The sequence below is a fragment of the Alteromonas sp. AMM-1 genome, from assembly GCF_047290655.1.
Lineage (GTDB): Bacteria > Pseudomonadota > Gammaproteobacteria > Enterobacterales > Alteromonadaceae > Alteromonas > Alteromonas mangrovi.
In genome coordinates, this window is the sequence record NZ_JBLBUE010000047.1 from 1 (window position 1) to 22,871 (window position 22,871).

A 22,871-nucleotide genomic window follows, 5' to 3' on the forward strand; every position below is an offset into this window, starting at 1 on the left:
AAAAAAACATCTCTAAATTTAACGATATAAATAAACTTAGAATAGCTACATTCAGCAGATTGTTATTTCGGCTCCTCATTCGGCTAACTGAACATCGACACCCGGTTTTTTACGACAAACCCATTTTGATTAGCGCCCCGGTAAGCGTAGTGATCACAACCGACAGTAATGAGCCTATTAATACGTATTCTGTCATGCTTCGCCCTTCATCTTTGTTAAGCTCGCCAAATCTGAAAATGGATTTAGCGGCCAACACAAATCCCACTGCGGCGTAACTGTCTGCCAGCACAAAAGTAAGAATAAGTGTGCGCTCCAGGTACCCTATCAGCTCTCCGCCATCAATAAGTCCTTTCAAGGCACTTTGTGTTTTGGCATCGCCAGTCACTACCGTGTATTTTTTCAGTATGCTTCCAATAACAATCGAACTAGGCTTGAAGATAAAAAGGTATCCGGCTAACACCATTATGGTGTCGGGAAACAGTGCGTGCTTAACCACGTTTTCCAGCGTGGCCGACTCTGTCATATGAAAGGCAATGGCAGCCAGCACTGCAACATGTAGCAGTTGATCGATAGCGAAATACTTAAATTGTTCGCCCTCTTTGACACTGACTTTCCACCAGTCGATTAAAAAGTGACTCACGGCAACAATAACCACCATACTCACCATGGAATGCCACGATAGACCGATAATGGCGGCGGGGATTAATAATCCGAATCCGTGTAATAATGCATGGGTGTAAAGTGCCCATGAACGTATACCATGAGCTTTCTTCGACGCAATCCACGTATCTGGCTGAAGGTAAAAATCGCAAAGCAGGTGTATCAATAAAAATGCGGCTATCAAGCTATAAAAATCAAACATCCAATGTCTCCGCAATCCGTGTGCTAAATTGTTGGTTGAGTGCCTGCATCAACGGCCATCCTGACGCTTTAAGCGATTTACTGGCGGTAGCTACGGCAATATTCAGTGTATCAGCTAATTCACTCACCGATAAACTGTCTTCATGTTGCAGCATGGGCAATAACACTTCGCACTGCCGGGGCGTTAACTGCATAAGCTGCCGGTCCAGATACTTTAGCAATAGCTCAAAATCAGTTACCCATTCGGTGCAATCTGAATCAAAACACAGGTATTCTGTCTTGAGTGACTTTAATCCCCTGCCTGAGCGAATAAAGGCTTCCCCCATAGATTCATCTACCAGTTCACGTATACCTTCATTGCGCGCGATGGCAAAGCTCATCCTACTGTCATACATTTTACCAAGCGACTTTATGCCTACCCGGTATAACAATACATATCGCAGCGTATTTGCCGGATCGTAAATTACGCTCTGAAATTCATCGCCCCGCCTTATACTATGGGCATTCGCCGGATGGCATTGAGAAATCCATGCTTGTATTTGCTTAATTTTACTAAGCAAACTCTCAAACTGCCGGGCTGTCAGCTTAGTTGAATTAACAATATCGCCTGTTATTACCGCAAGGGTTTTACCGGTATCGGTCATGATGAGTCCTAGGGGCTGCACATTTTCAGCATCCACCAAGATTAGCCCAAAATGGCTAATAATGCAAATTTAGCCAATATAAGCTAAAAATAAAAAATTAGCCATATAAGGCCAAACAAGAAAACAGCTGAGATGATGCAACTCGGGGCCACAGCTAACTACAGATATGAAGCTGGTAAGACAAAACGCAAGCCACCATGCTGCTAACTGCATGGTGGCCCAGCAGCATTACTTAACGTATTGCTGAATAATGGGTTCAATTTGCTTCGCCCATATATCGTAACCATATTCCTTGGGATGCAGCAGATCAGGCATCACCTCTTTAGTGAGCACGCCATCCTTGGTTAAGAACGCCTGACCAAAATCAACAAACTTCACTTGCCGCTCTTTGGCTAATGCTTTGAGCAAGACGTTGGCTTGATTGTTGTTCACACGCAGCTCGTCATCTGGCTGCGCACTGCGAGGGAATATTGCCTGAATGACCACCTGTGCGTCTGGCACCTGAAGCGCCAGTTCATCCAGAATCGTAGCCACGCCATCCCGAATGCGAGTTGGGTCGTCAAACCGATGACCGGTGTTGTTAGTCCCAATCATCAGCATCACCAGATCGGGTTTTACGTTGCCCAGTTCGCCATGGCGTAATCGCCACAATACGTTTTCGGTACGATCGCCACCAAAGCCAAGGTTAAGCGTGTCAATATCACCAAAATAGCGCTCCCACACCGCTTTTCCGTCACCTTCCCAGCCATGCGTAATGGAATCGCCAATCATTACCAGCTTGGCCTTACCTTGCTGTGCCTGGGCAACCTTCTCGTTGTGGCGCGGCATCCACCAGTCCACAGCCCAGTATTCGTTGAGCGTATCAGGTTGAGTTGCAACATTGGCCGGACACTGAATTTGCTGCTCTGCCGGTACGCTGGCTTCACGGCGGAAATGTACGTTGGCCAGCGCAAACTGCCCGTCACCACCGGTGCGCAAGGTGAAAGCTCGCTGAACTTGCTTGCCATGTTCCGCATTTTCCAGCATACAATGCATAGGAATACTCACTTGTTGCCAGCCTTTGCCTTGCTTTTCCACCGCCCAATCACGCATGGCAATCATATTGCGACAGTTAATATTGCAGTCCAGGATCACATCCAGGCGACCCTTTTCCATGTCATCAATACGAATATCGAATTCCAGGGCGCCATTCGGGTAGAACGGCGACAGGTCGATATTGCCTCCCGCAATAAACAGTCCCGACATCCAGTCTTGTTTAAAGGTCACCAGCAAGGCATCTTCCTGAATGTCCTTGTCGGTGGTTTCCACGGTGACGGTGCCATCCGGTAACTGTGCAAACGCGCCGCTAAATATCTGATCCCGCTGACTGTTATTTAAAAACACATTGAATGGCTGAAGCGGACGACCCGCATACAATGCGATATCCTGCACCCCCTCGCCAGCGACACCGGGCACATCCTCGTTTAATGGCGCAACGGCCTTGCCTTTCGCATAGGTCAGGCCATAGCCGTAGGCAAACAGCGGGTCGTAGTTCTCATCACCCACATTCAGCGTATCCTGCAGCGGGGTTTTCGGCCAGGAGAAGGCCAGTGTGCCGCTAAAGTCATACACGGGTTTGCCTTCGCTATCACCTACCAATACATCAGCGATCCCTTGTGCTTCACTGCCCGGTAACCAGGCAGCAACAAAAGCATCAGATGCGTTAATGTAAGGCGTTACCCACAGCGGCCGGCCAGACAAAAACACCGATACAACCGGAATGCCATCAGCCTGTAATTGCTTCAGCAGTGTCAGCGTTTCATGCTTGCCGGGGGAGAATTCCAGCGTATTAATGTCGCCCTGCCCTTCAGCGTAAGGGTCCTCGCCAAACACCACCACAGCCACATCGGGTTTGGTTGCATACTCGCCTTGCGCAGAGTAAGTAACGTTACCACCAGCGGCCAACATGGTTTGCTCAAACCCTTGCAGAATACTGGTCGCGCCCACGTAGTCAGCCTGCTGCGTGCCGGTACCCTGCCAGGTAACCGTCCAGCCACCACTTTGCTTGGCCAAATCATTCGCGCCGTCGCCCGCTACCAATACGTTGGCTTTGGCGGCAATCGGCAGCGTGCGATTGTTGTTCTTCAATAGCACCAACGACTCGCGAACCGCCTGACGAGCCACGTCGCGGTGTACTTCGCTACCAACAACGGTATTATTCCCACCTAATTCACGTTCAAGCGGGCCTTTGCCATTAAACAGACCCAGTTTTTTTTTGACCAGTAAAATACGGGTAACCGCTTCGTTCAAACGGCTTTCGGTAATGTCACCCGCCTGCACCTGCGCCAGCGTATTGGCGTACATGGCTTTCCAATCGTAGGGCACCATTACCAAATCCAGTCCGGCATTTACCGTTTGGAAGCAGCTGTCGTTAGTACAACCCGGCAATTGCCCGTGGCCATTCCAGTCTCCAACCACAAAGCCGTTGAAATCGAGCTTATCGCGCAGAATGTCATTCAGCAAATAGCGATTGCCGTGCATTTTGTCACCATTCCATGACGAGAAGCTCGCCATTACGGTGAGTGCACCGGCATCCAGCGTCGAAAAGTACCCCGGTGCGTGTAAGCGGATCAGGTCGGCTTCTGACACTGCGGTATCGCCCTGATCATCGCCTCCTGTGGTGCCACCATCGCCAAGGTAATGCTTAACCGACGCTAGCGTGTGCGACTCATCCAGAAAGGATGACGTACCGGGTTTGCCTTGCATACCGGTAACCAGTGCCGCGCCAAGTGACGCAACGCGGTCCGGGTGCTCAGAATAAGACTCATAGGTTCTGCCCCACCGGTCGTTCCGCGCAACGGCAACCGTAGGCGCAAAGATCCACTCGATCCCCGACGCGCGCACTTCCCGCGCAGTCACTTCGCCAATCCGCGTCATTAACTCAACGTTGTTGGCAGCACCCAAGCCAATGTTATGTGGAAAAATAGTCGCGCCGATCAGATTGCCGTGGCCATGCACCGCATCTGTACCCCACAATACAGGGATAGCCACTTCGCCGTTTTCACTGGTAGCCGTGGCATCATAAAAAGACTGGGCAAAGACTGCCCAGTCACGGGCGGTGGCAGCGGCCTGTCGGTTGGGAACAGAGCCACCACCATTTAAAATAGAACCAATATGGTATTGCCGGGCTTCGGCAGGCGTAATGGTTTGAATTTCGGCCTGCATTAACTGACCCACTTTCTGTTCAGTGCTCATTCGGGACACTAAATCAGCAACGAAAGCGTTGTCTTCGTCAGCATAGCTGATCGGGCTTTGCAGTGTCGGCCAGTGAGTTGTTTCAAAGGAATCCGCTTTCGATGTTGAATCCGGTGCCGTAGCACTGGTACAAGCTACCAGCGCTACACTCGCAAAGGCTGCCGCAATCAGCGACAGCTTGCCCGAAATAGAAGGAGTATTCATAAACAGTATTTTACGCATAGTTACAAACTCACACTCTGCGCAGTTCCCTGATAACTTACAGTAGTAGCCGGCACTACTGAGAAGTCGTCAGCCGCTGTTTGTTCGCCGCGGATCACTCTCACCTGGATATCGCGTTTCTCTACCATGCCGTCAAACTCGCCCTGCCGCTCGCCAATCGTCAATGTGCTGTTTGCGTCATCCCACGAGAATCGAATGGTGCTGAATGCGCCCTGCTCGTAGCCGTAGGTTTTACCGTCATCCTCATACAAGGTGTAGTCGCCATCGGCACCGGCGTAAATGGTCAGTAATAACGGCGCATCCGGTTGTTCATATACCGTTTGAATGGCCGGCCCGGTGAGTAGGATGGTGCCCGCTTTTACAAATAGCGGCATCCGCGACAACGGCGCATCGGCGGTAATAGTCTGGCCACCCTGATAGGTTTTACCCGTATAAAAATCGAACCAGTCCGTTCCCTCAGGCAAATACACCTCGCGGGTAGTCGCGCCTTCTTGATGCACCGGACTCACCAGGAACCCCGGACCAAACATGTACTGGTCGTTCAGGTTAATGGCGGTGGTGTCATTCGGGAAATCCATAACCAAACCGCGCATCAGCGTGTTGTGGTTGTGATATTGCTTACCGGCTTCACTGTAAATATACGGCATCAGACGATAGCGCAGACGGGTGTAGTACACCATGGAGTTGTACACCTCTGAGCCTTCATCCGCAATATTGTAGATTTCGCGATAGGGGTTTTGCCCATGCGAGCGGAACAGCGGCACAAACGCACCAAACTGGAACCAGCGTAAGTTGAGTTCCTGCCACGGTTTCACGTCTTCAGGCGCTAATCCCGAGAAGTGTCCTACGGTACCATTACTGGTATAGCGATAATGGTTTTCAGGGGTAAAACCGCCAATATCCATGGTCCAGTTTGGCATACCCGCCAGACTCGCGCCCAATCCGGCAGCGATTTGCTCGCGTAAGTTAGACCAGCGCGGTACGGTGTCACCGCTCCAAATCGCAGCACCTGCTCGCTGAATACCGCCAAACCCACTGCGGGTAAGAATAAACGAACGCTTGTCGCCATCGTCGCGACGCTCACCCTTGTACACGCCTTCAGCGTTAGGCACGGCATAGGAGTTAAAGTATTCAGCACCATGCCCTACCGACATTGGCGTCATGATTTCCTTGCGTTTGGTAAACGACAGGTTTGAGTGAATGTCTGGCTCTGAGGCATCCAGCCACCAGGCATCGATACCCACCACATTCAGTTTATCCCGGATCTGACGCCAGAAAATCTCCTGGGCTTCTTCCGGATACGGATCATAGAATCCGTTCAGGTAACCTTCGCCAATCCAGTCGAGGTTTTTCTCAATATTAACGTTCTTATTGAGCATGTAGCCTTTGGCATCCAGCTCTTTGTAATGATCGGTGGTTGAGTAAAACTTTGGCCACACCGAAATCATGATGTTGGCGTTCAACGCATGTACTTCGTCGACCATTTCTTTAGGTTTTGGGAAGTGCTTTTTGTCGAAATCATGGCTGCCCCAGGCATCCTGCGGCCAGTACGACCAATCCAGCACAATGTTATCAAGAGGAATGCCGCGCTTACGGTACTCTTTAACCACCTCCACCAGCTCCTGCTGATTGGTATAGCGCTCGCGACTTTGCCAGAAACCATAGGCCCACTTCGGCAGTAACACAGCCTCACCGGTAAGCTCCCGATAACCGGCCACTACGCCATCGTAGTTGTCTGCAACCACCACGTAATAATCAATCGATTTACCCGACTCAGAGGCAAACGACAGCGAATAGCGGTCTTGCTCAGACTGCGGCGGCATGTGCTCAACATAGAAATAACCGCCCTGTGAATCCCACTCCATTTCAACCGGTACGGATTCACCGGCTTTCAGCGGTACTTTTACATCGTGGTACCAGGGGTTCCAGTTCATGCGCCAGCGGTGCAGTAACTCTTCGCCATTAATACGCAGTGTGGCATAGCCGCTGGAATACATTTTAAACAGGTGCTCGCCATCGGCATCGGCCTGCATACTGCCTTTCCATACTACGCGTGGCTGTGTCACGTCACCCAATTCTTCCGGGAAAGGTGTTTCACGCGTGTTATTATTGGCTAAAAACTGGTAGTCGGGTTTGGCTTCTTTTTGCTTGTGAAGCAGCTTGTCGCCATCGTAGTAATAGGCAGTCAGTCCACCGGGATTGCCGTCTTCGTCAAATAAGGCCAAATGCTTGTCCAGCGGCTGTGGTCCGGCAGGATCGCCAAAATGCGTCATGGAGGCGTTATCCCACAACACGCCATAGTTGCGATTAGATACCACCATAGGAATGGTGATTTCCAGGTTGTGGGTGGTCATAAACAGGTTTTCACCGGCGTAGTTCATTTGGCCATTCTGATGCTGCCCCAATCCGAAAAAGCCTTCTTTTGAACCGCGGTTCCACTGCTGACGCAAGGCATAACTGTTCGCCTCTGGTGTAATAGGATCGGTTGTTACCGGGCCAAACTCCCCACTGTTTACCGGCTTGAGCAACGACTTGCCGTTGGCATCAAACACTTCTACTGCGCCGGTGACCAGACTGATTTGCGCTTTGCCGCCAGACGCAGACAGCGTAACTACGCCATTCTCGCTGGACACGTTAAACGCAGAATTGGGTGAGGCCACCACCTGAATACTCTGGGCAACTGCGTCAAGTTGCTTGTGTGCCAAACTGGTGACCCGGAAAATATTATCGCGATACACCTGTACCTGCACGGCCTGCGCCTGGCCTTGTGACGGATACACCACCACACCGTGTTCAGTTCGCTCGAAATTACCGGCTTGCTGCTGACTGCTTACTGCACTGGCAGAGTCACTGGCTGGTTGACAGGCGGGCAGCAACAATGCTGCGGAAACGGCAATAGCAACACTACCTAATAGCCTGGTTTTATTATTCATGTTCAAATACTCCCTGGAAAAACTTAGCGCGAATAAGTGGCCATACGGACTTTAAGTACGTGAGGACGCGATGTGAAATTCAGACCCCAATCAGTCTGATCACCATTCCAGACACGCTCAAACACCCACTGCTGGCCATCAAAATGGCCCTCTTCCACTCGTTCGATCATGCTGTGCTGGCCAGCCAGTTCATCAGAAGGAGTCAGGGTGACACGCGCCCGAAAGGCGGTAATTAAAAACTCGTTGTCGCTTAAGCGAACAATGGCAGCACCGCCTGACGCAGGCGTGTTACCGGTAGGTGGATTGATCCAAAACATTTCCCGTCCATAGGTGACTTCGGCATTCCATAAGCCCAAATCAGCGCGTTGTGTGAAGTGTTCACCCGGCACAGGCGCTGTGGCATCGGATTCAGATTGCGTAGTACCTTTGGCGTTCCACACATCGCCACTTACCGTTTTCGCATCGGGTTCAGCAAATCCCCACACCGGATGGGTAAACGACAACGCCGCCCAGGCTTCTGCCATGGGGCCGAACAACGCATAATTATCGGCAAATGGCGCTATCACTTCGTCGGTTACTGCCTTTGCGCCCAGCGGGAAATTGGCGTAATCGGTGTGATCCATACCAAAGGGCGCAAAACCAATGCCCTGCTCTCCCAACATGGAAAAGAAGTAACGGGCATAGGGCTGGTCGTTGCCTATTTCCGCTACAAACAACGGGTTGTCATCACGAGCATACAGCTCAAGCACTTTAGTGGCGGTTTTATGATCGCGAAAATAGATATCCGGGGAAATCATATCGATATGCGGTGCTGCTACCTTCCACAAATCAATCACGTTGTCGGTTGGCCCCCCCATCGAATAACCGTCGCCAGGATTAAACGGGTTGCGCAGCGCCACATTCACATTCATGGGCAGGTCTTTGATTGCCTGGCCTGCTGCTGCAATTTCATTCACATACCGGCCAATGTGCCAGGCGTGGAAATACTCATCGGCATCGCTACCGAATACCGTCTGCCACGAACCGTTGTTCACACCCAAAGCCTGAGTGAGCTCAACGGGCACAGGTTGTTCAAAAGCCTCATTTGCCAATTCAGAGAAGTCGCGTTTACTGCCGTAGGTGCCTACTTCGTTCTGTACTTGCACCATGATCACCTGATGCGAAGGATCGCTATCGCGCAAGTAGGTCATTAACTGCACAAACGCTTTCTTGTCGGCCTCCAGTGTGGCTTTGCCATGCGGCGACAAGGAATTAAGCAGCTTGCCGTCTTTGGTTATTACCCGGGGAAAGCGCTGGTTATCCAGCTTTACCCAGGCAGGGGCGTAATGAGGTGCATTGTTTTTCCAGGTCGCAAACCAAAGCAATACTAACTTCACATCATGAGCTTTCGCTTCGGCAATTAGCGTGTCCAGATAGCTAAAATCAAAGCGCCCTTCTTCGGGTTCAATTTGTTCCCAGGCCACCGGGATCCCCAGCGTATTAGCATGCATTTTATCCACTACCGGCCACACATCGGGCAGTGCAGCAGGATAATTTGCCGAGTTATTGGTTTGCGCACCCAGCATTAAAAACGGCTTTCCATCTACCTGAAACTGGTGCTTACCCTGCTTAGTAACAATGACCGGCAGTGGTGTGGCTGAAGCCTGTAGTCCACTGCTTTGTGGCCCCTGTCCGGTACTGCTGCAACCTGTCAATATGGCGCTCACTATGAGTCCTGCGCCGAAGAGGTTTTGTTTAAATGTGTTCACGTCTACTCCTGAAAACGTTAGCACTGGCTCACCAGTGATTGAATTTGTGTCGCTATACGCTGCAAAAACTGTTTGCCTGACGCTTGAGATACCGCATTCAACAGCGGCTCGAAGGCCAGCTCATTGCTACTGGCTAATGCCAGTGCTTCTAACCACCGCTGGCGATGGATCATGGCGTCAGGAGGCACGGTGCAGCGGGCCGATTCGTTAAACAGTGCGAGGGCCTGAGTCAGTGGTTCAGGCAACTGTGGTAACACCTGCCAGGGTTTGCCTGTTTCCTGCTGCCGGGTTGCCATTGCGCTTAGCAACAAACAACTAAAGTCCCGAACGTGCTTGCAGTCTTGCTTAGTGCTTCGGTTGAATGCCCGCCCCCAGGTAGCAGGGGCAGGCAGACAGGGCACCACGTTTAAAAATCGTTCAATGATTCGATGTGTAATGTGCAGTGTGGACATACCCGGCACATTAATATGATAAGCCGCCGGGCCAACGGCCAGACAGTTGTGCGACACCGGCTCACGAACACCCGACTCACTTTCACCGGCAACACTATGAGATGCAGCAAAGGTAACCGTGCGTTTTACACCGCCTATGTGTTGGGTTTGATAGTAGCCTGCATCGTTTACACTAACGGCAATACCCGGTGTGTTCGACGCACTCTGCTCTGTTGTTTCATCTACGTGGCACACAGGTAAGTGTGCATGCCAGCTTTCGTATGGTTGCTTCAGTTCCTGCCCAATCACGCGTGCTTGCGACCCGGTAGCATCCAATACCCAATCGCACTGAATTCGCTGGTTATTACTTAATAATAAGGTGGTGATATCGCCGCTATGTGGACAACGTTCAAACGCAATATCGTTAGACGACACAAACGTGACGCCACGCTCTAGCGCTTGTTGGGTTAAAAACGCACAATAGGCCTCTGTATCGACAACAGCGCCCAGCTCAAAACTGTTGCCCAGTGCGCCCTGCTGACCGGAAGGAAACACAACTTTTCCAGCTTTGGCCGTGGCAGTAGCAAACGAGGTTTCAACTGATGCGGATTCACCCAGCCAACGCTTTATTTGATGCAGTTCAATGCCATTGAATAACGGCAGCCTTGTATCGTTTGCCAGCCAGACCGGCTCGTTTGGGCAACTGGCAGTTGCAAGCGACATGGCATTAAAAAACGCCACGCCCTGACTTTGCATAAATGCCCGCTCGGGTATTTGATAGCGGCGATGAAACTCGAACAAGTGGCTGTTGCAAGTATGCAGAGACGCCTGTTTAGCCGTTGCTGTTGTTAATGAGACAACGCCCACTTTTATCCCAAACGGTTTGAGCGCTGTTGCGAATGCCACTGCGGTGCTAAGGCCGTGTACATCGTCACCCACTACCCAAATCGATTTCAGTGCGCGGGTATGGGTATTTGTCGGCGTATCAAACAAATCGGCCTGCGTTAATCTGCTCATACCCGTTCTCCCGCCTGCATACCGCTTTTCTGAAGCGGTGTCCGAGCAACCAGTGACGACAAGTAGTCATCCATATTGGGCAGCGTGGCAACCTGAACGGCAATGTCTGATGTTAACTGATTCAGCATGCCGATTAACTGTTGAGGTGGTATGGCTGCAACCCGGCTATCGACATGTTTGGGATGCAAGTGCTGGCCGATACACACCGCAGGCCAGAGTCCGTATTGTTGTTTATCTACCAGACCACATTCGCGGAAAGCTGCGATCAGCTCAGTCAGGCTATCGGGTATATTGATGACCTGACAGTCGCGCCAAAATGGCGTGTCATGTCGCTGTGTCAGGTAATAATGCAAAATAATAAAATCGCGGATAACCTGATACTGCTCGGTTAATTCCCGGTTGTACTGATTGCGGCCCGCATGGGTATGCGCGCCGGGTAAATGTTCAAGAAACTTGGCGATCCCCATTTGAATGAGGAAAATACTGGTAGACTCCAGCGGCTCCAAAAAGCCTGCAGATAACCCTATTGCCACACAGTTTTCTACCCATAACTGTTTGCGGCAACCCGCTTTAAAATCCAGAAAACGTGCCTCTGCCAGCGCTTCACCGGGCAATGTTGAGCGCAATGTGTGTTCGGCTTCTTCATCGCTAATATAATCACTGCAAAACACGTAACCATTGCCAATTCGATGCTGTAGCGGTATTTGCCATTGCCACCCGGCGTCTCTTGCCATGGCTTTGGTATACGGGCGGCTGGGCCCGTCTTTTTCACACGGTAACACCACCGCCCGATTGGTTTTCAACCATTCAGACCAGTCGATAAACTCAGCTTGTGAGTAGTCACCTATCAACAGGCTGCGAAAACCGGTGCAATCGATAAACCAATCCGCGATGATTTCCTGCCCGTTATCTAGTGATAGCGCTGTGATAGGGCCCCCCTGGTGCGCGCGCTTCACTTCTCGAATTTGTGTTTCGACGCGCTCAACCTGTCGTTGTTCGGCATACTCTCGCAAAAATCGCGCATAGGCACTGGCATCCAAATGGTAGGCATAAGTGTAGGTTGATAACAACTGCTCCGGGGAGGCATGTGGTGGCGAAAACTTGCGCTGCCGGGCAGCGACGGCCGCCACACTGAAGGATTCAATAGGTACATCCAGCCCTTGTAAGCTGGCAGCCTGCCACAAATGATGAAACTCAATGCCCGATAACGGCTTGCCAAGTTCACCAAACGGGTGAATATAACTGTCGCCCTGCTTTCCCCAATGGGTAAACTCAATACCCAGCTTACAGGTTGCCGACGTAGCGGCGATAAACTCGTCCTCGGCTATACCAAGGGCGTCATTAAACTGTCGGATATGCGGAATGGTTGACTCGCCCACGCCTACAGTGCCAATTTGCGCCGATTCCACCAGCGTGATGCGGTAGTGTGAGCGAGGCAAGCGATTTGCCAGCGCCGCCGCTGTCATCCAGCCAGCAGTGCCGCCTCCGGCAATGCAAATGTGTTGTGGGTGAGTAACCAAACCGCGTTCCTTATCTCATTGGGTGACTCAGTTGAGCCACCCACTGTCCTGCTTAGAAGTTAGCACGTAGCGACAATGCATAGCGAACGTCGTTTACGTGATAGGCACCGTAATGATTACCCGGACCATTTTGCTTCATGATATTTTTAGTAACGGTATCGGCCAGGTTATTGGCTTCCAGTACCACTGTGTAATTATCATTAATCTTATAAGCAATTGAGCCATCCAGATAACCGGTAGGTGCGTTAAACAACGGCAGCGCCCAGGAGTTGTCATCGGCCTTGAAGCCGTTGGCACGGGTAGACATCAGGAACTCGTCGCGCCAGTTATAGGCTAAACGAATCGACCAGTTGTCTTTTTCATACATACCCACCAGGTTAAACGCCCGCTTCGACAAGCCCTGATAGGGCATGGTGCTGTAGGTAGAACCATCGGTATCGTAGGGGCGAGTATCATTACCCAGCTTAGTGCTGGAATCGATATAGGTATAGTTCGCCTGAATACCCAAGCCATCGAACGGAGCAGGCAGATTGTTAAAGAAGTGGTTAATCGTTAACTCAGCACCGGCAATATCGGCTTCGCCTGTGCTTACTGGCCAGGAAGCATTGTAGGTGTAACCACCGTATTCAATCTGACTCTGTGAGTACACCTGATAGCCCGAAATGTCTTTGGTAAACAAGGCTGCATACATGGAGTTTGATTCGTCGTAATACCACTCCAGCGACAAATCGAACTGCGTTGACATCATTGGATTCAGATACGGGTTTGAATCGGCGCTTAAGGTTAAATCGTAATCATCCGGCCCTAATGGTTCACCCGCTTCCTGCTTGCCCTGACTGGATTCCTTGACCGTTGCACTTAAGGTTAAGTTAGCACCCATTGAATTGAAATCAGGCCTTGCCATGGATTTAGACGCCGCAAAGCGAAGCAGTAAGCCTTCATCCAGCTCCATTTTCAGGTTAAAGCTGGGTAGTACTTTGGCGTAGGAATGCTCGGCATCCAGATCTTCATAGGCACCGTTACCAAATTCGGTAACGAACGGATACTGCAAATGACCATGCGCGACGTTTTTAGTGTGTACGTAACGCACACCAACATTACCACTGATGGGGAATTTACCGTCCGTATAATCGTAATCCACCATGGCGTATAGTGCCGTGGTTTTCTCCGACTGGTTATTTTGCCACTGATCATCGCCTAAATTGCGCTGCGACCAATACGCCCAGCCAGCCCAGTCTGCATACACAAACTTGTCCTGCAGGGTTTCATAACTTTGTGGGTAATCGCGGGCATAAGCCACAATTGGCGCATACACGTTGGCTGGTGATGGTACGCGGCCACCAAAGAAGTTATCAAAGGTATTCAGGTTCAGCTCGGACGCGTCCGGCGTGATATTCTCCTGCCCTTCCACAATACCGCCTTGCAACCAGCTCACTGCCAGTGCGCTCCAGTTGTAACCGGTGTCGGCATTGTCTGCACGAGAGTCGCTGTAACGTCCGCCAAAGCGAACTGCCGACAGTAATTTCATTCCCGTATAATAAGTAAGATCCAGATCTACCGCGGTCATGGTTGCTTCGCGGTCATACTGGTTATCCATCTGGAAGTTCCAGTTATAGTTACCAGGGGTAGCAAGATACTCGTTATCAGAATTCACTTTAGGCAGTGAGCCACGGAAATCCACGTCGATATAAGGCACCAGAATTTCAGTAGCAACGGTAGAATCCAGACCTTTGGAGGTGGAGTTTACGCGTTGCACAGAGCTTTCCACCTTCCAGGCATCATTAAACCAACGATAGCGCAGAGCGAAGTCTTCGGTTTTCGCGGTTTGGTCCGACACGCGAACGTCTGATCCCATTGGAATACCACCGTCCTGATAAAGACGGCCATATTCCAGTACATTGTCATCGCCAAATACGGAGTCAGTGGTTGCTTGCACAGCAAACGGATCATTTCCTACGAAGATAGCGTCTTCGTTCCAGGTCATGTCGTAGTCACTCACGAAATACGTAAAGGTAACTTCGTGATCTTCTTTGGGCTCCCATTGCAAGGCTGCATAGCCACCAGAGCGTTTACGGTTAAAGTACATGGTCCGCCAGTCGGCACCGCGCGGTACATAGACCGTTTCACCTTCATGACCTTCAATGTTATCGCGGTAGAAAAACGGGCGAACATACATTGAATCGTTGCGGGTAGACAATTCAGACTGGGCAACATCTAGCAACAAGCCCACCTTACCTGCACTGGTCTCCCAGGTATTGGAATACAGCGCTGAAAAGGCTGGCTTGGTCTCTTCTATTAAGTCACCGTAGTTAGCGGTTAACGTAACCGCTGTATGTTGCTCGTTATCATGAAATGGCAGACGGGTTTCCAGGTCGATGGTACCACCGATACCGCCTTCAATTTGGTCGGCCGACGGGCTCTTATACACGTTTACTGCACTGAGTAGCTCTGGTGGTACATCACCAAAACTCAGAGTACGGCCACCATTGGCACTAAAGGTACTACGCCCGTTTAATTCGCTTCGCACCTGGGTTAAACCACGTACAATAACGCCGTTACCTTCAACCGAGAAGTGTTCCGGGTCGCCTTGGGTCATGTAGCGATCGATGGCCACACCCGGTATGCGTTGCAGTGTTTCGGTAACACTTCGATCCGGCAGTGCACCAATATCCAGGGCACTGATACCATCCATGATTTTGTCTGACGACATTTTGGCTTCGGTGGCGGTAATAATACTTGAGCGCATGCCGCTAACTTCAATCACCTCAACGACGTCTTCGTCTTCCGTGGTTTGTGGCTCTGCTTCTTGTGCCAGAGTAGCTGAGGCATGGGTAAGTAGCCCCAGCGCACTGAGGACACACAAGGAAGTGCGTGTTCGGCTGAACATGCAACCTTTGTGTTGGTCGGTGTGCGTTTCTTTCATTTGTATCTCCCATTCGCTTTTGTTTTTACTGCCGTGCTGGTAAGAACACTGACAGACATCTCGAGCAAGATGCCCCTGCAGGGACAATGCGCTCTATACTTTGCCTTTGCGTTGAATGCGGTATGACTGTTCTGCACTGATAGCCAGCGTCACACGGCGACCCTGCTGTGTAACCGCAATGCGATTACCAGCCTTGTCCGCAAACTCAAACAGTCCGGCATCCAACGGCAACGTTATGGTTACCTGCTGTGACCGGGGTGAAGAAATCGTGGCCTCGGCCAACTGGCCGCTTTGCCAGGCCATGGCAACGGTTATGTCTCCCATGGCTTTAATGCCGCTAACCTGACCGTTTGGCCAATCGCCAGGCAATGCAGGTAAAAGCTGCAGCGCACCGGGCTGGCTTTGCAGCAACATTTCAGTGATCCCCGCAGTGGCACCAAAGTTACCGTCGATTTGAAACGGCGGATGGTTGTCCCATAAATTAGGCAGTGTGCTGTGGCGTAGCTGCTCAATTAACAACTTGTTTGCTCTGTCGCCGTCGTACAGGCGTGCCCAAAAATTGATTTTCCAGGCTTTGCTCCACCCTGTTCCCCCATCGCCACGCGCGTTAAGTGTGTGTCTGGCGGCTTCTGCCAGTTCAGGCGTTCGCTCGGGTGAGATTTCCTGATCGGGATGCAAGGCATACAAATGCGAAATATGACGATGCTGGCTGGTCATGTCGTCAATATCAGCCTGCCATTCCTGAAGCTGCCCGTACTGGCCTATGTTCAAGCCGCTGGCAAGGGCCGACAGGGTGTCGGCTAGTTCAGCAGCGTGCTCGGTATAACCCAGTTTTACCGCGGTTTTATAGGTATCGCGCAGTAACGCACCAATAATCTGCTGAGACATCGCCGCCCCTACCGTAAAATCGCCATGCTCCGGTGAATAGGAAGGCGCAACGACTAACATACCGCTTGTGGGATCCGTTACTAACGCATGCATCCAGAACCGGGCAGCGCCCCACATCACCGGCCACGCGCGCTCTTGCAGGAAAGTCTCATCCACTGTATACAGATAGTGCTGATAAAAATGCGCTGCCAACCAGGCATTGGCCTCAGGTTGCCAGAAGGCGGTTGGCCAGGAAATTAGCCCTGTAAAGCCCCAGATATTGGTGTTGAGCAGCAGTGTCCAGCCTGGGGCATTGAATAACCGACCAGCCGTTTGTTCAGCAGGTTCTCGCAGCCCTTCAACAAAATCGAACAGCGGTATGCCGGCTTCCGACAAATTGGTCATGTCGGCCAGCCAGTAATTCATTTGCAAATTGATATTAACGTGATAATCCGCACTCCATGGTGCCTGAGTATAGTTGTTCCATACCCCCTGAAGGTTCGCCGGTAACGCTCCCTTGCGCGAAGAGGCGATTAACAAATAACGGCCAAATTGATAATAAAGCTGAGTAAGCTGGCGGCGCATTGCCGGTGTGGCCGTGTCGTTGATGACGGCACTGAGCAGTGCGTCGGTATTGGTATTAACTGGCGTATGCTCTAAACACAAGTTCACCCGGGAATACAATGCCTGATGGTCGGCAATATGTTCATCGCGCAGGGCGCTATATCCTTTGCTTTGGGCAGCAGCCAAACGAGCAGTTAGCGTTTTGTGTGGATGTTCCCCGCGGTACTGCGGATAAGTATTTGCGTAATTAGTGGCGCTTACCACCATCAATGTGAGCGATTGCGCGTTGTCTACTTTCCAGCCATTTTCCGTTGGTGTTAACACGCCGCCGTGCTGCGTTGCCGCTATCTGGATTTCATAAGCCAGCTGGTTATCGTGGAGGTTACCACTTATTACCAAATGGTCATGTTGCCAGCGGTAATTGACGGAGCGGTTATCCGCAAGCACTGGCACAACGGTTGCCGACAGGCGTTGCGAACCTGCCGCTGTATACTGTGCAGCCACAACCTGACTGGGGTAATTAACAAAAAACTCGCGTTCGTAACGGGTTTTCTGCTGTTGATATGACACGGTAACCAGGCCAGTGGCCATGTCCAGCTGACGGCGGTAATCACTCACATCACCCTGGTGTTCAAACAGTACATCAATGTCTAACATCGACTGGTAACTGCCGTACCCTCTTGGATCGCGGCCAATTTGATCGGCTACATCCTGTGGCGACATAGCCCGTGTGCTAAGAATATTGCGGGTAACGTCTTGCAGTGATTGCTGATAAGTAGCGGTGTTTTCAGGCCAGCCGAAATCGTACCCTTCGCGACTGCCGGGGCCACCAGTCCACAGCGTCTTTTCAGAAATATTGAGCTTGTCTGTAGCAATACCACCTAACACCGTTGCGCCCATGTAACCGTTGCCAATTGGCAAGCTATGCGCTTCCCACTCGTTGCCGGGCGTAGTGAAAACAAGCGAATGATCAACATTGCATTGCAGTGAACCTGGCGCACTGTCGGCTAACACCGGATTCGATGAGGTGGGAGTGACGTCGGTCTGATTGGAACAAGCAGTTAACAAGGTGCATGAAATCAACACGCTCACACCACAAGAAAGCGCTTTCTTTGACAGACAAAATGAAGTCAGGGCGGCTTTGCACCGGCCTGACAAGCCAGAAAGGAAAACGTTTACAAATTTAGCTAAAATAACCATGTGGTATGTAAAATTTTTGTGAAAAGCGTGATTTTTCGAAATACTACGTAGCTAAAATTTGTTTATCAATGAAATTCATAAAGATTAAAAAATAAAATAACTCGCTTGTTAAATTTGATACACAAATCGCACTTACACGGTTAGCTCAGTCTTTAGTTTTTATTGATTCAAGAGGGAATAAGGCGCGAAAATCAACCTGCAAACGGATTGGTATTGCAAGCAAAAAATACAAGATTTTGCCAAACAGCAACGGGAATATTGCGTGCGTATTACGGATAGCAGTTTTAACATAAACGCCTGCACACCTATACAAACCTCGGCGCAAACGTTTTCATTTTGAAACCCATTTCCTTATTTGAAACAAAATAAGCCGTGTAGGTTTTACTGCAAATGCCAGAGCCTGGTTACTCTATTACAGAATAACTACACTCCTGATCTTTAATCAGAGGACTCAGTCTTGTTCATGCCATACACAATCCGCTGCAAAACTACATGCTATCGGCGACAGCCCTTAATAACAGCGTTCATTTTCTCCGCGCAGCCATTTTTGTCCGTCGAGGTACAGATTGTCCGTCAGTACTAATTGAAAGCTGGCCTGTTTGCCATTTACATATGAGAGAATCAATAAACCGGGCTGATCCAGGTTTCCTTGCGCCTGCCAGGTGCCTGTATTGCCATCGCTCATCGCGCCGCTAAAGCCATCCATACTGAAGCCGCCGGCATTAAACGAGGTTGCAAAACTGCCGTCACTGCATAACCACATTTCCTGCTTTTCATGGTAACCCGAACCAGTGTAAAAACGGGCTATATAGCGTCCTTGCATATACTGTTGCCAGCCCCCCGCATTGCGATCCTGTTCAGGTACCACGGGGGCAGACACTTCAATGCCTGCGGTGATTGCAGTTGTTAATTGCTTTAGCTCAGACGTCATTGAGGAGGCGAATACAATGGCAGCAAGGCTCAGCCCTTCACGTAATTCAGTGGCAGACACGTAAGCAGTCAGCGCTATTGCAGATCCCATAACCTGATAATCATTCACCACAATGCGCTGGGATGTTTGCGTTACTGACACTTGTGGTGCACCGGAAGGTTGTAAATAGGTGCCTTCGTCGAGGGGTATCGCCTGCCCCATCATACTTTCGATTTGGGTCTGATTAAAACGCTCGAACACCAGTAACATCGACGCTTCACCGTTAAGGGCATCGAGTACAATTGCACTTGATCCTTGCGGCAAACCACCCTGCCAGCCTTGCGGTATGGTAACGGATATGCCCAGTGTGGAGGACGTAAGTTCGGTTCCACCAGAATAGAGTTGCCCGGCTACGATCTCTTCACCGTGTGCCAAAGGCAGGAGACTCGCCATTAAAAAAGCCGCGAAATACCATCCCTGTTTCATAATCACATCCTCGTTGTTAGTACATAATACCCATTCGTAAAGAAGTGTAGCAGCTAATCAACGCGCATAAAAAAGCCCGATAGCATCGGGCTTAGATAATTTAATGTACATCTTACCGGAACAAGACTTTTTCTTTGTTGAACCAATACACGCAGAAGAACAATAAACCTGCGGCTATTAGTGCTGTGGAGGAAAAAATCGCGACTAACTGGAAGTAATCCATGGTGCCTTTGATCAGCTCTTTAATGGCCAACGCTACGTTTGTAAGCGGCACCCAGGCCCAACCGCCTTTAAGCTCAACACCTGGCAAGGTTGCAAAGATCACCGGGATGATCACTGCAAACACCAGAGGGGTCATGTAACCCTGCGCTTCTTTAAAGCTTCTTGCATATATGGATAAGCTAAGCAATACCGCAGAGAAGATGGCAACAACCGGCACCAGCATAAAAAACATCAGAATAAAGTCGATAGCGCCAATCGCGCTCATAAATTCTGCTACAACTTTAAAAGCCATTCCCTGACTCAACACCATGCCCCACACTGCCATGCTACTTACCGTGATTAATGCAGACGTAACACCTGCAAACGCAATGGTTAAGAATTTACCCAACACTAAATGATGCCGTTCGATTGGCGAAATCAATAGGGTTTCCAATGTACCGCGCTCTTTCTCTCCCGCACCTAAATCGGTGGCAGGGATCATGGCGCCTTGTAAACACAGCATAAAAATGAAGTAAGGGATCATACCGCCGATTTTTTCCCCCCAGTTTTCGCGTTTGTCCGCCACGTCCACTTTTTCAATTACAATGGGATCCATCAGGGCAACTTGCTGCTCTTCGTTTAAGCCCAGCGACGCAAAAGCTTTGGTTTTACTGGCCTGGGCAAATCCTTCAACAATTTTATCGAGGCGCTTACGCACCATATTCAGCCCGGCGTCATTCAAATAAAGTTGCAACTTTATTTGACCGCTGGCCAGCGCGTCGTCGCTAAAGTTATCGGGGATCACCAACACAAAGTCGGCTTTCTCGGCTTTAACATACGCTTTAATATCATCATCAACGTTAATCAAGACTTCATTGAACATGTCAGATGCAGACAATTGTTCAGCCAGCGCCGGGGCATATTGCGCACCAATGACGGCGTAGTTAAGCACCTTATTTTCGGCTTTATCCACGGCTTTACTCATGAAAAAGATCGCGATTCCAATGAGTAATGGAAACACCAGAATGGGCAGCGCAATCATAAAAAACAGAGTTTTGCGGTCGCGCAGTAACTCTTTAATTTCTTTTAACATTACCATCCACATGTTATTTCGCTCCCTGTTCTATTATGCGCATAAACGCTTTGTGTAATGAGCCATCGGATTGAGCTTTAAACGCTTCAAAGGTGTCAGAAAAGTGTGTTTTACCGTGATGGATAACCGTAACCCGGTCGCACAGTTCAGACACTTCGTCCAGGTGATGGGTAGAAAATATCACCGGCACCCCTTTGTCTTTGAGGCCTTTAATAAAATTCAGTACTGTTTGTGCCGCCATAATATCCAGACCGGTAGTAGGCTCATCCAGTATCACTACTTTTGGATCGTGCACTACTGCGCGGGCAATAGCTGTTTTTTGTTTCATACCGGTAGAGAAGTTTTCGCAGCGTCGGTCTAAAAAGCTGTGCAAGTCCAGTAAGTCAGCAAGTTCGGTAATTTTGCGATCAATTTGCTCAGCCGACATGCCATGCAACTGGCCAAAATAGGCTATGTTTTCACGCCCGGTTAAACGGCCATACAAGCCGGTAGAACCCGACAGAAAACCAATCATTTTGCGCGCCAGCACCGGGGTTTTCACCACGTTGGTACCGTCTATAATAATGTCGCCCGCATCCGGTGTGAGCGCGGTAGACAACATGCGCAGTGTGGTAGTTTTGCCAGCGCCGTTCGGCCCAAGTAATCCCAGTACTTCACCCGACGAGCAATGAAACGACACGTTTTCCACTGAATGGAAAAAACGCCCTTTTAACCGTGGATCTTTCTTCTCTTGTTCACTGAGTTTTTTCGGGTTTTCCACCGCAAACTTTTTGGCAAGTTGAGAAATATCTATCATGAGTTTTCCCTGTTGTTATCGTTATTCTAAGCAACGTTCAATACCAGACTGACCGGCTTCGTGTCTTTCAGACATGCCTTCACGTGGGGAAACAGCCTGAAAATGAAAATTCGTTACACTTTTTCACTCCCTCTGCTCCCCAATATCAGTATACTGATAATCAAATTACAATAATTCGATTAAATGTTACAAATTATAAGGAGTCACGGATGTCTGAGGTTACTAACCCAATACAGGCTTGTAACGACATATTCTTTAAGCCTAACGGGGTGTTTAAAGCGGTAAACGAACACAATAACTGGTCGTGGGTACCGTTTCTGATTGTGATTGTACTAAGCGTGTTGCCAGGCTATTTGTTTATTAACTTTGTGGATTTTAGCTGGTATCAGAATATGCTGATTGATACCCAGTACGGTGAAATGAGTCCAGCAGAGCAAGACCAGATGCGCATGGGCATGCAACAATCAGCTATACAAATGTTTATGCTGATTGGCGGTATTCTTGGCCCAATTGTGGTTAACGCCGTGGTTGCCCTGTATTTACATTTAATGACCAAATCTGACGAACAAAACCTCAACGGGTTTACCGACTGGTATGGCTTTACCTGGTGGGCGAGCATGCCGGCTGTTATCAACGCCTTATTAGCTATTGCACTCATTGCGCTGTCTGAGAACCATCAGGTATTACCCACCATTATCAGTCCGTTGTCGGTGGCTTACTGGGCTGATGTGCAGATGTCGTCTGAGTGGTTCGGCTTCGCCCAGTCTTTGCGCCTTGAAAGCCTGTGGACCATTTACCTGATTGCGGTAGGCATTGCGCAGTGGACCAGTTTCTCCACTAAAAAGGCCACGATCATTGCCTGCGCTCCATTCGCGGTTATCTGGGCAATTTGGTTAGTGGTTAATCTGATCTAATCTGAGTTTTATATCAATGAGAAGCGGGCCTCGATGGCCCGTTTTTTATTGTGGTTTTGTCTACGCCTGTGCGGTTATACCGGAATGATCGGTAGTTGCATTGTAGGCTTTGCGTTTGCCGACAGCGGTCTAAAATACTCAGTATTTGAATAAAACGCGTTATTTTGCAGTTCAAACCAACCGGGGATCCCCAGCACAGGCAGTGGTTTTAGTATGTGTTTACTATGTAATCCGTCAAAGTGCACCAGCCGTTGTTCAAGCGCGTGATCTGCCATCTGATACTGTTGCTGCGCTGAAACCTGCGTAA

Annotated in this window: 14 protein-coding genes; 1 reads left to right on the forward strand and 13 read right to left on the reverse strand. The window is 49.9% G+C overall.

The window, feature by feature from the left end; translation table 11 throughout:
* Window positions 1-109: 109 nt before the first annotated feature.
* The 12 genes from ACLR2L_RS09935 to ACLR2L_RS09990 form a co-directional block, all read right to left on the reverse strand.
* The gene (locus ACLR2L_RS09935; RefSeq protein ID WP_413367857.1) at window positions 110-862 is read right to left on the reverse strand and encodes a DUF3307 domain-containing protein; all 753 of its coding nucleotides are present in this window, start codon (window positions 860-862) and stop codon (window positions 110-112) included.
* Complete coding sequence (locus ACLR2L_RS09940; RefSeq protein ID WP_140955938.1) at window positions 855-1,505, reverse strand: MarR family transcriptional regulator; 651 nt, start codon at window positions 1,503-1,505, stop codon at window positions 855-857. The genes ACLR2L_RS09935 and ACLR2L_RS09940 overlap by 8 nt, the downstream gene beginning before the upstream one ends.
* A 228-nt stretch (window positions 1,506-1,733) precedes the next feature.
* Window positions 1,734-4,961: a glycoside hydrolase family 3 N-terminal domain-containing protein gene (locus tag ACLR2L_RS09945; protein ID WP_413367859.1), complete on the reverse strand. Its 3,228-nt coding sequence runs from the start codon at window positions 4,959-4,961 to the stop codon at window positions 1,734-1,736.
* 2 nt (window positions 4,962-4,963) lie between these two features.
* Window positions 4,964-7,894 carry a TIM-barrel domain-containing protein gene (locus ACLR2L_RS09950; protein ID WP_413367861.1) on the reverse strand — a complete coding sequence of 977 codons (2,931 nt, stop codon included), beginning with the start codon at window positions 7,892-7,894 and terminating at the stop codon, window positions 4,964-4,966.
* A 23-nt stretch (window positions 7,895-7,917) separates the two neighbouring features.
* Window positions 7,918-9,642, reverse strand: coding sequence for a DUF5597 domain-containing protein (locus ACLR2L_RS09955; protein WP_413367863.1), 1,725 nt, complete (start codon window positions 9,640-9,642; stop codon window positions 7,918-7,920).
* Between the two features lie 17 nt (window positions 9,643-9,659).
* Window positions 9,660-11,090, reverse strand: coding sequence for an FAD-dependent oxidoreductase (locus tag ACLR2L_RS09960; RefSeq protein WP_413367865.1), 1,431 nt, complete (start codon window positions 11,088-11,090; stop codon window positions 9,660-9,662).
* On the reverse strand, window positions 11,087-12,610 hold the full coding sequence (locus tag ACLR2L_RS09965) for a tryptophan halogenase family protein (RefSeq protein ID WP_413367867.1): 1,524 nt from the start codon (window positions 12,608-12,610) through the stop codon (window positions 11,087-11,089). The genes ACLR2L_RS09960 and ACLR2L_RS09965 overlap by 4 nt, the downstream gene beginning before the upstream one ends.
* Window positions 12,611-12,662: 52 nt before the next feature.
* A complete protein-coding gene (locus ACLR2L_RS09970) occupies window positions 12,663-15,533 on the reverse strand; it encodes a TonB-dependent receptor (RefSeq protein ID WP_413367869.1) in 2,871 nt (956 codons plus the stop codon).
* A 93-nt stretch (window positions 15,534-15,626) separates the two neighbouring features.
* Window positions 15,627-18,050 carry a glycosyl hydrolase family 95 catalytic domain-containing protein gene (locus ACLR2L_RS09975; RefSeq protein ID WP_413367871.1) on the reverse strand — a complete coding sequence of 808 codons (2,424 nt, stop codon included), beginning with the start codon at window positions 18,048-18,050 and terminating at the stop codon, window positions 15,627-15,629.
* Between the two features lie 625 nt (window positions 18,051-18,675).
* On the reverse strand, window positions 18,676-19,560 hold the full coding sequence (locus ACLR2L_RS09980; protein ID WP_413367876.1) for a hypothetical protein: 885 nt from the start codon (window positions 19,558-19,560) through the stop codon (window positions 18,676-18,678).
* 112 nt (window positions 19,561-19,672) lie between these two features.
* Window positions 19,673-20,866, reverse strand: coding sequence for an ABC transporter permease (locus tag ACLR2L_RS09985; protein ID WP_413367878.1), 1,194 nt, complete (start codon window positions 20,864-20,866; stop codon window positions 19,673-19,675).
* A 1-nt stretch (window position 20,867) separates the two neighbouring features.
* The gene (locus ACLR2L_RS09990) at window positions 20,868-21,650 is read right to left on the reverse strand and encodes an ABC transporter ATP-binding protein (protein WP_140955947.1); all 783 of its coding nucleotides are present in this window, start codon (window positions 21,648-21,650) and stop codon (window positions 20,868-20,870) included.
* A 209-nt stretch (window positions 21,651-21,859) separates the two neighbouring features.
* Here ACLR2L_RS09990 and ACLR2L_RS09995 point away from each other — a divergent pair, with 209 nt between their 5' ends.
* Window positions 21,860-22,564, forward strand: coding sequence for a Yip1 family protein (locus tag ACLR2L_RS09995; RefSeq protein ID WP_413367881.1), 705 nt, complete (start codon window positions 21,860-21,862; stop codon window positions 22,562-22,564).
* Window positions 22,565-22,638: 74 nt separating this feature from the next.
* Here ACLR2L_RS09995 and ACLR2L_RS10000 read toward each other — a convergent pair.
* The coding region (locus ACLR2L_RS10000; RefSeq protein ID WP_413367883.1) for a DUF3025 domain-containing protein at window positions 22,639-22,871 on the reverse strand (233 nt) is incomplete at its 5' end.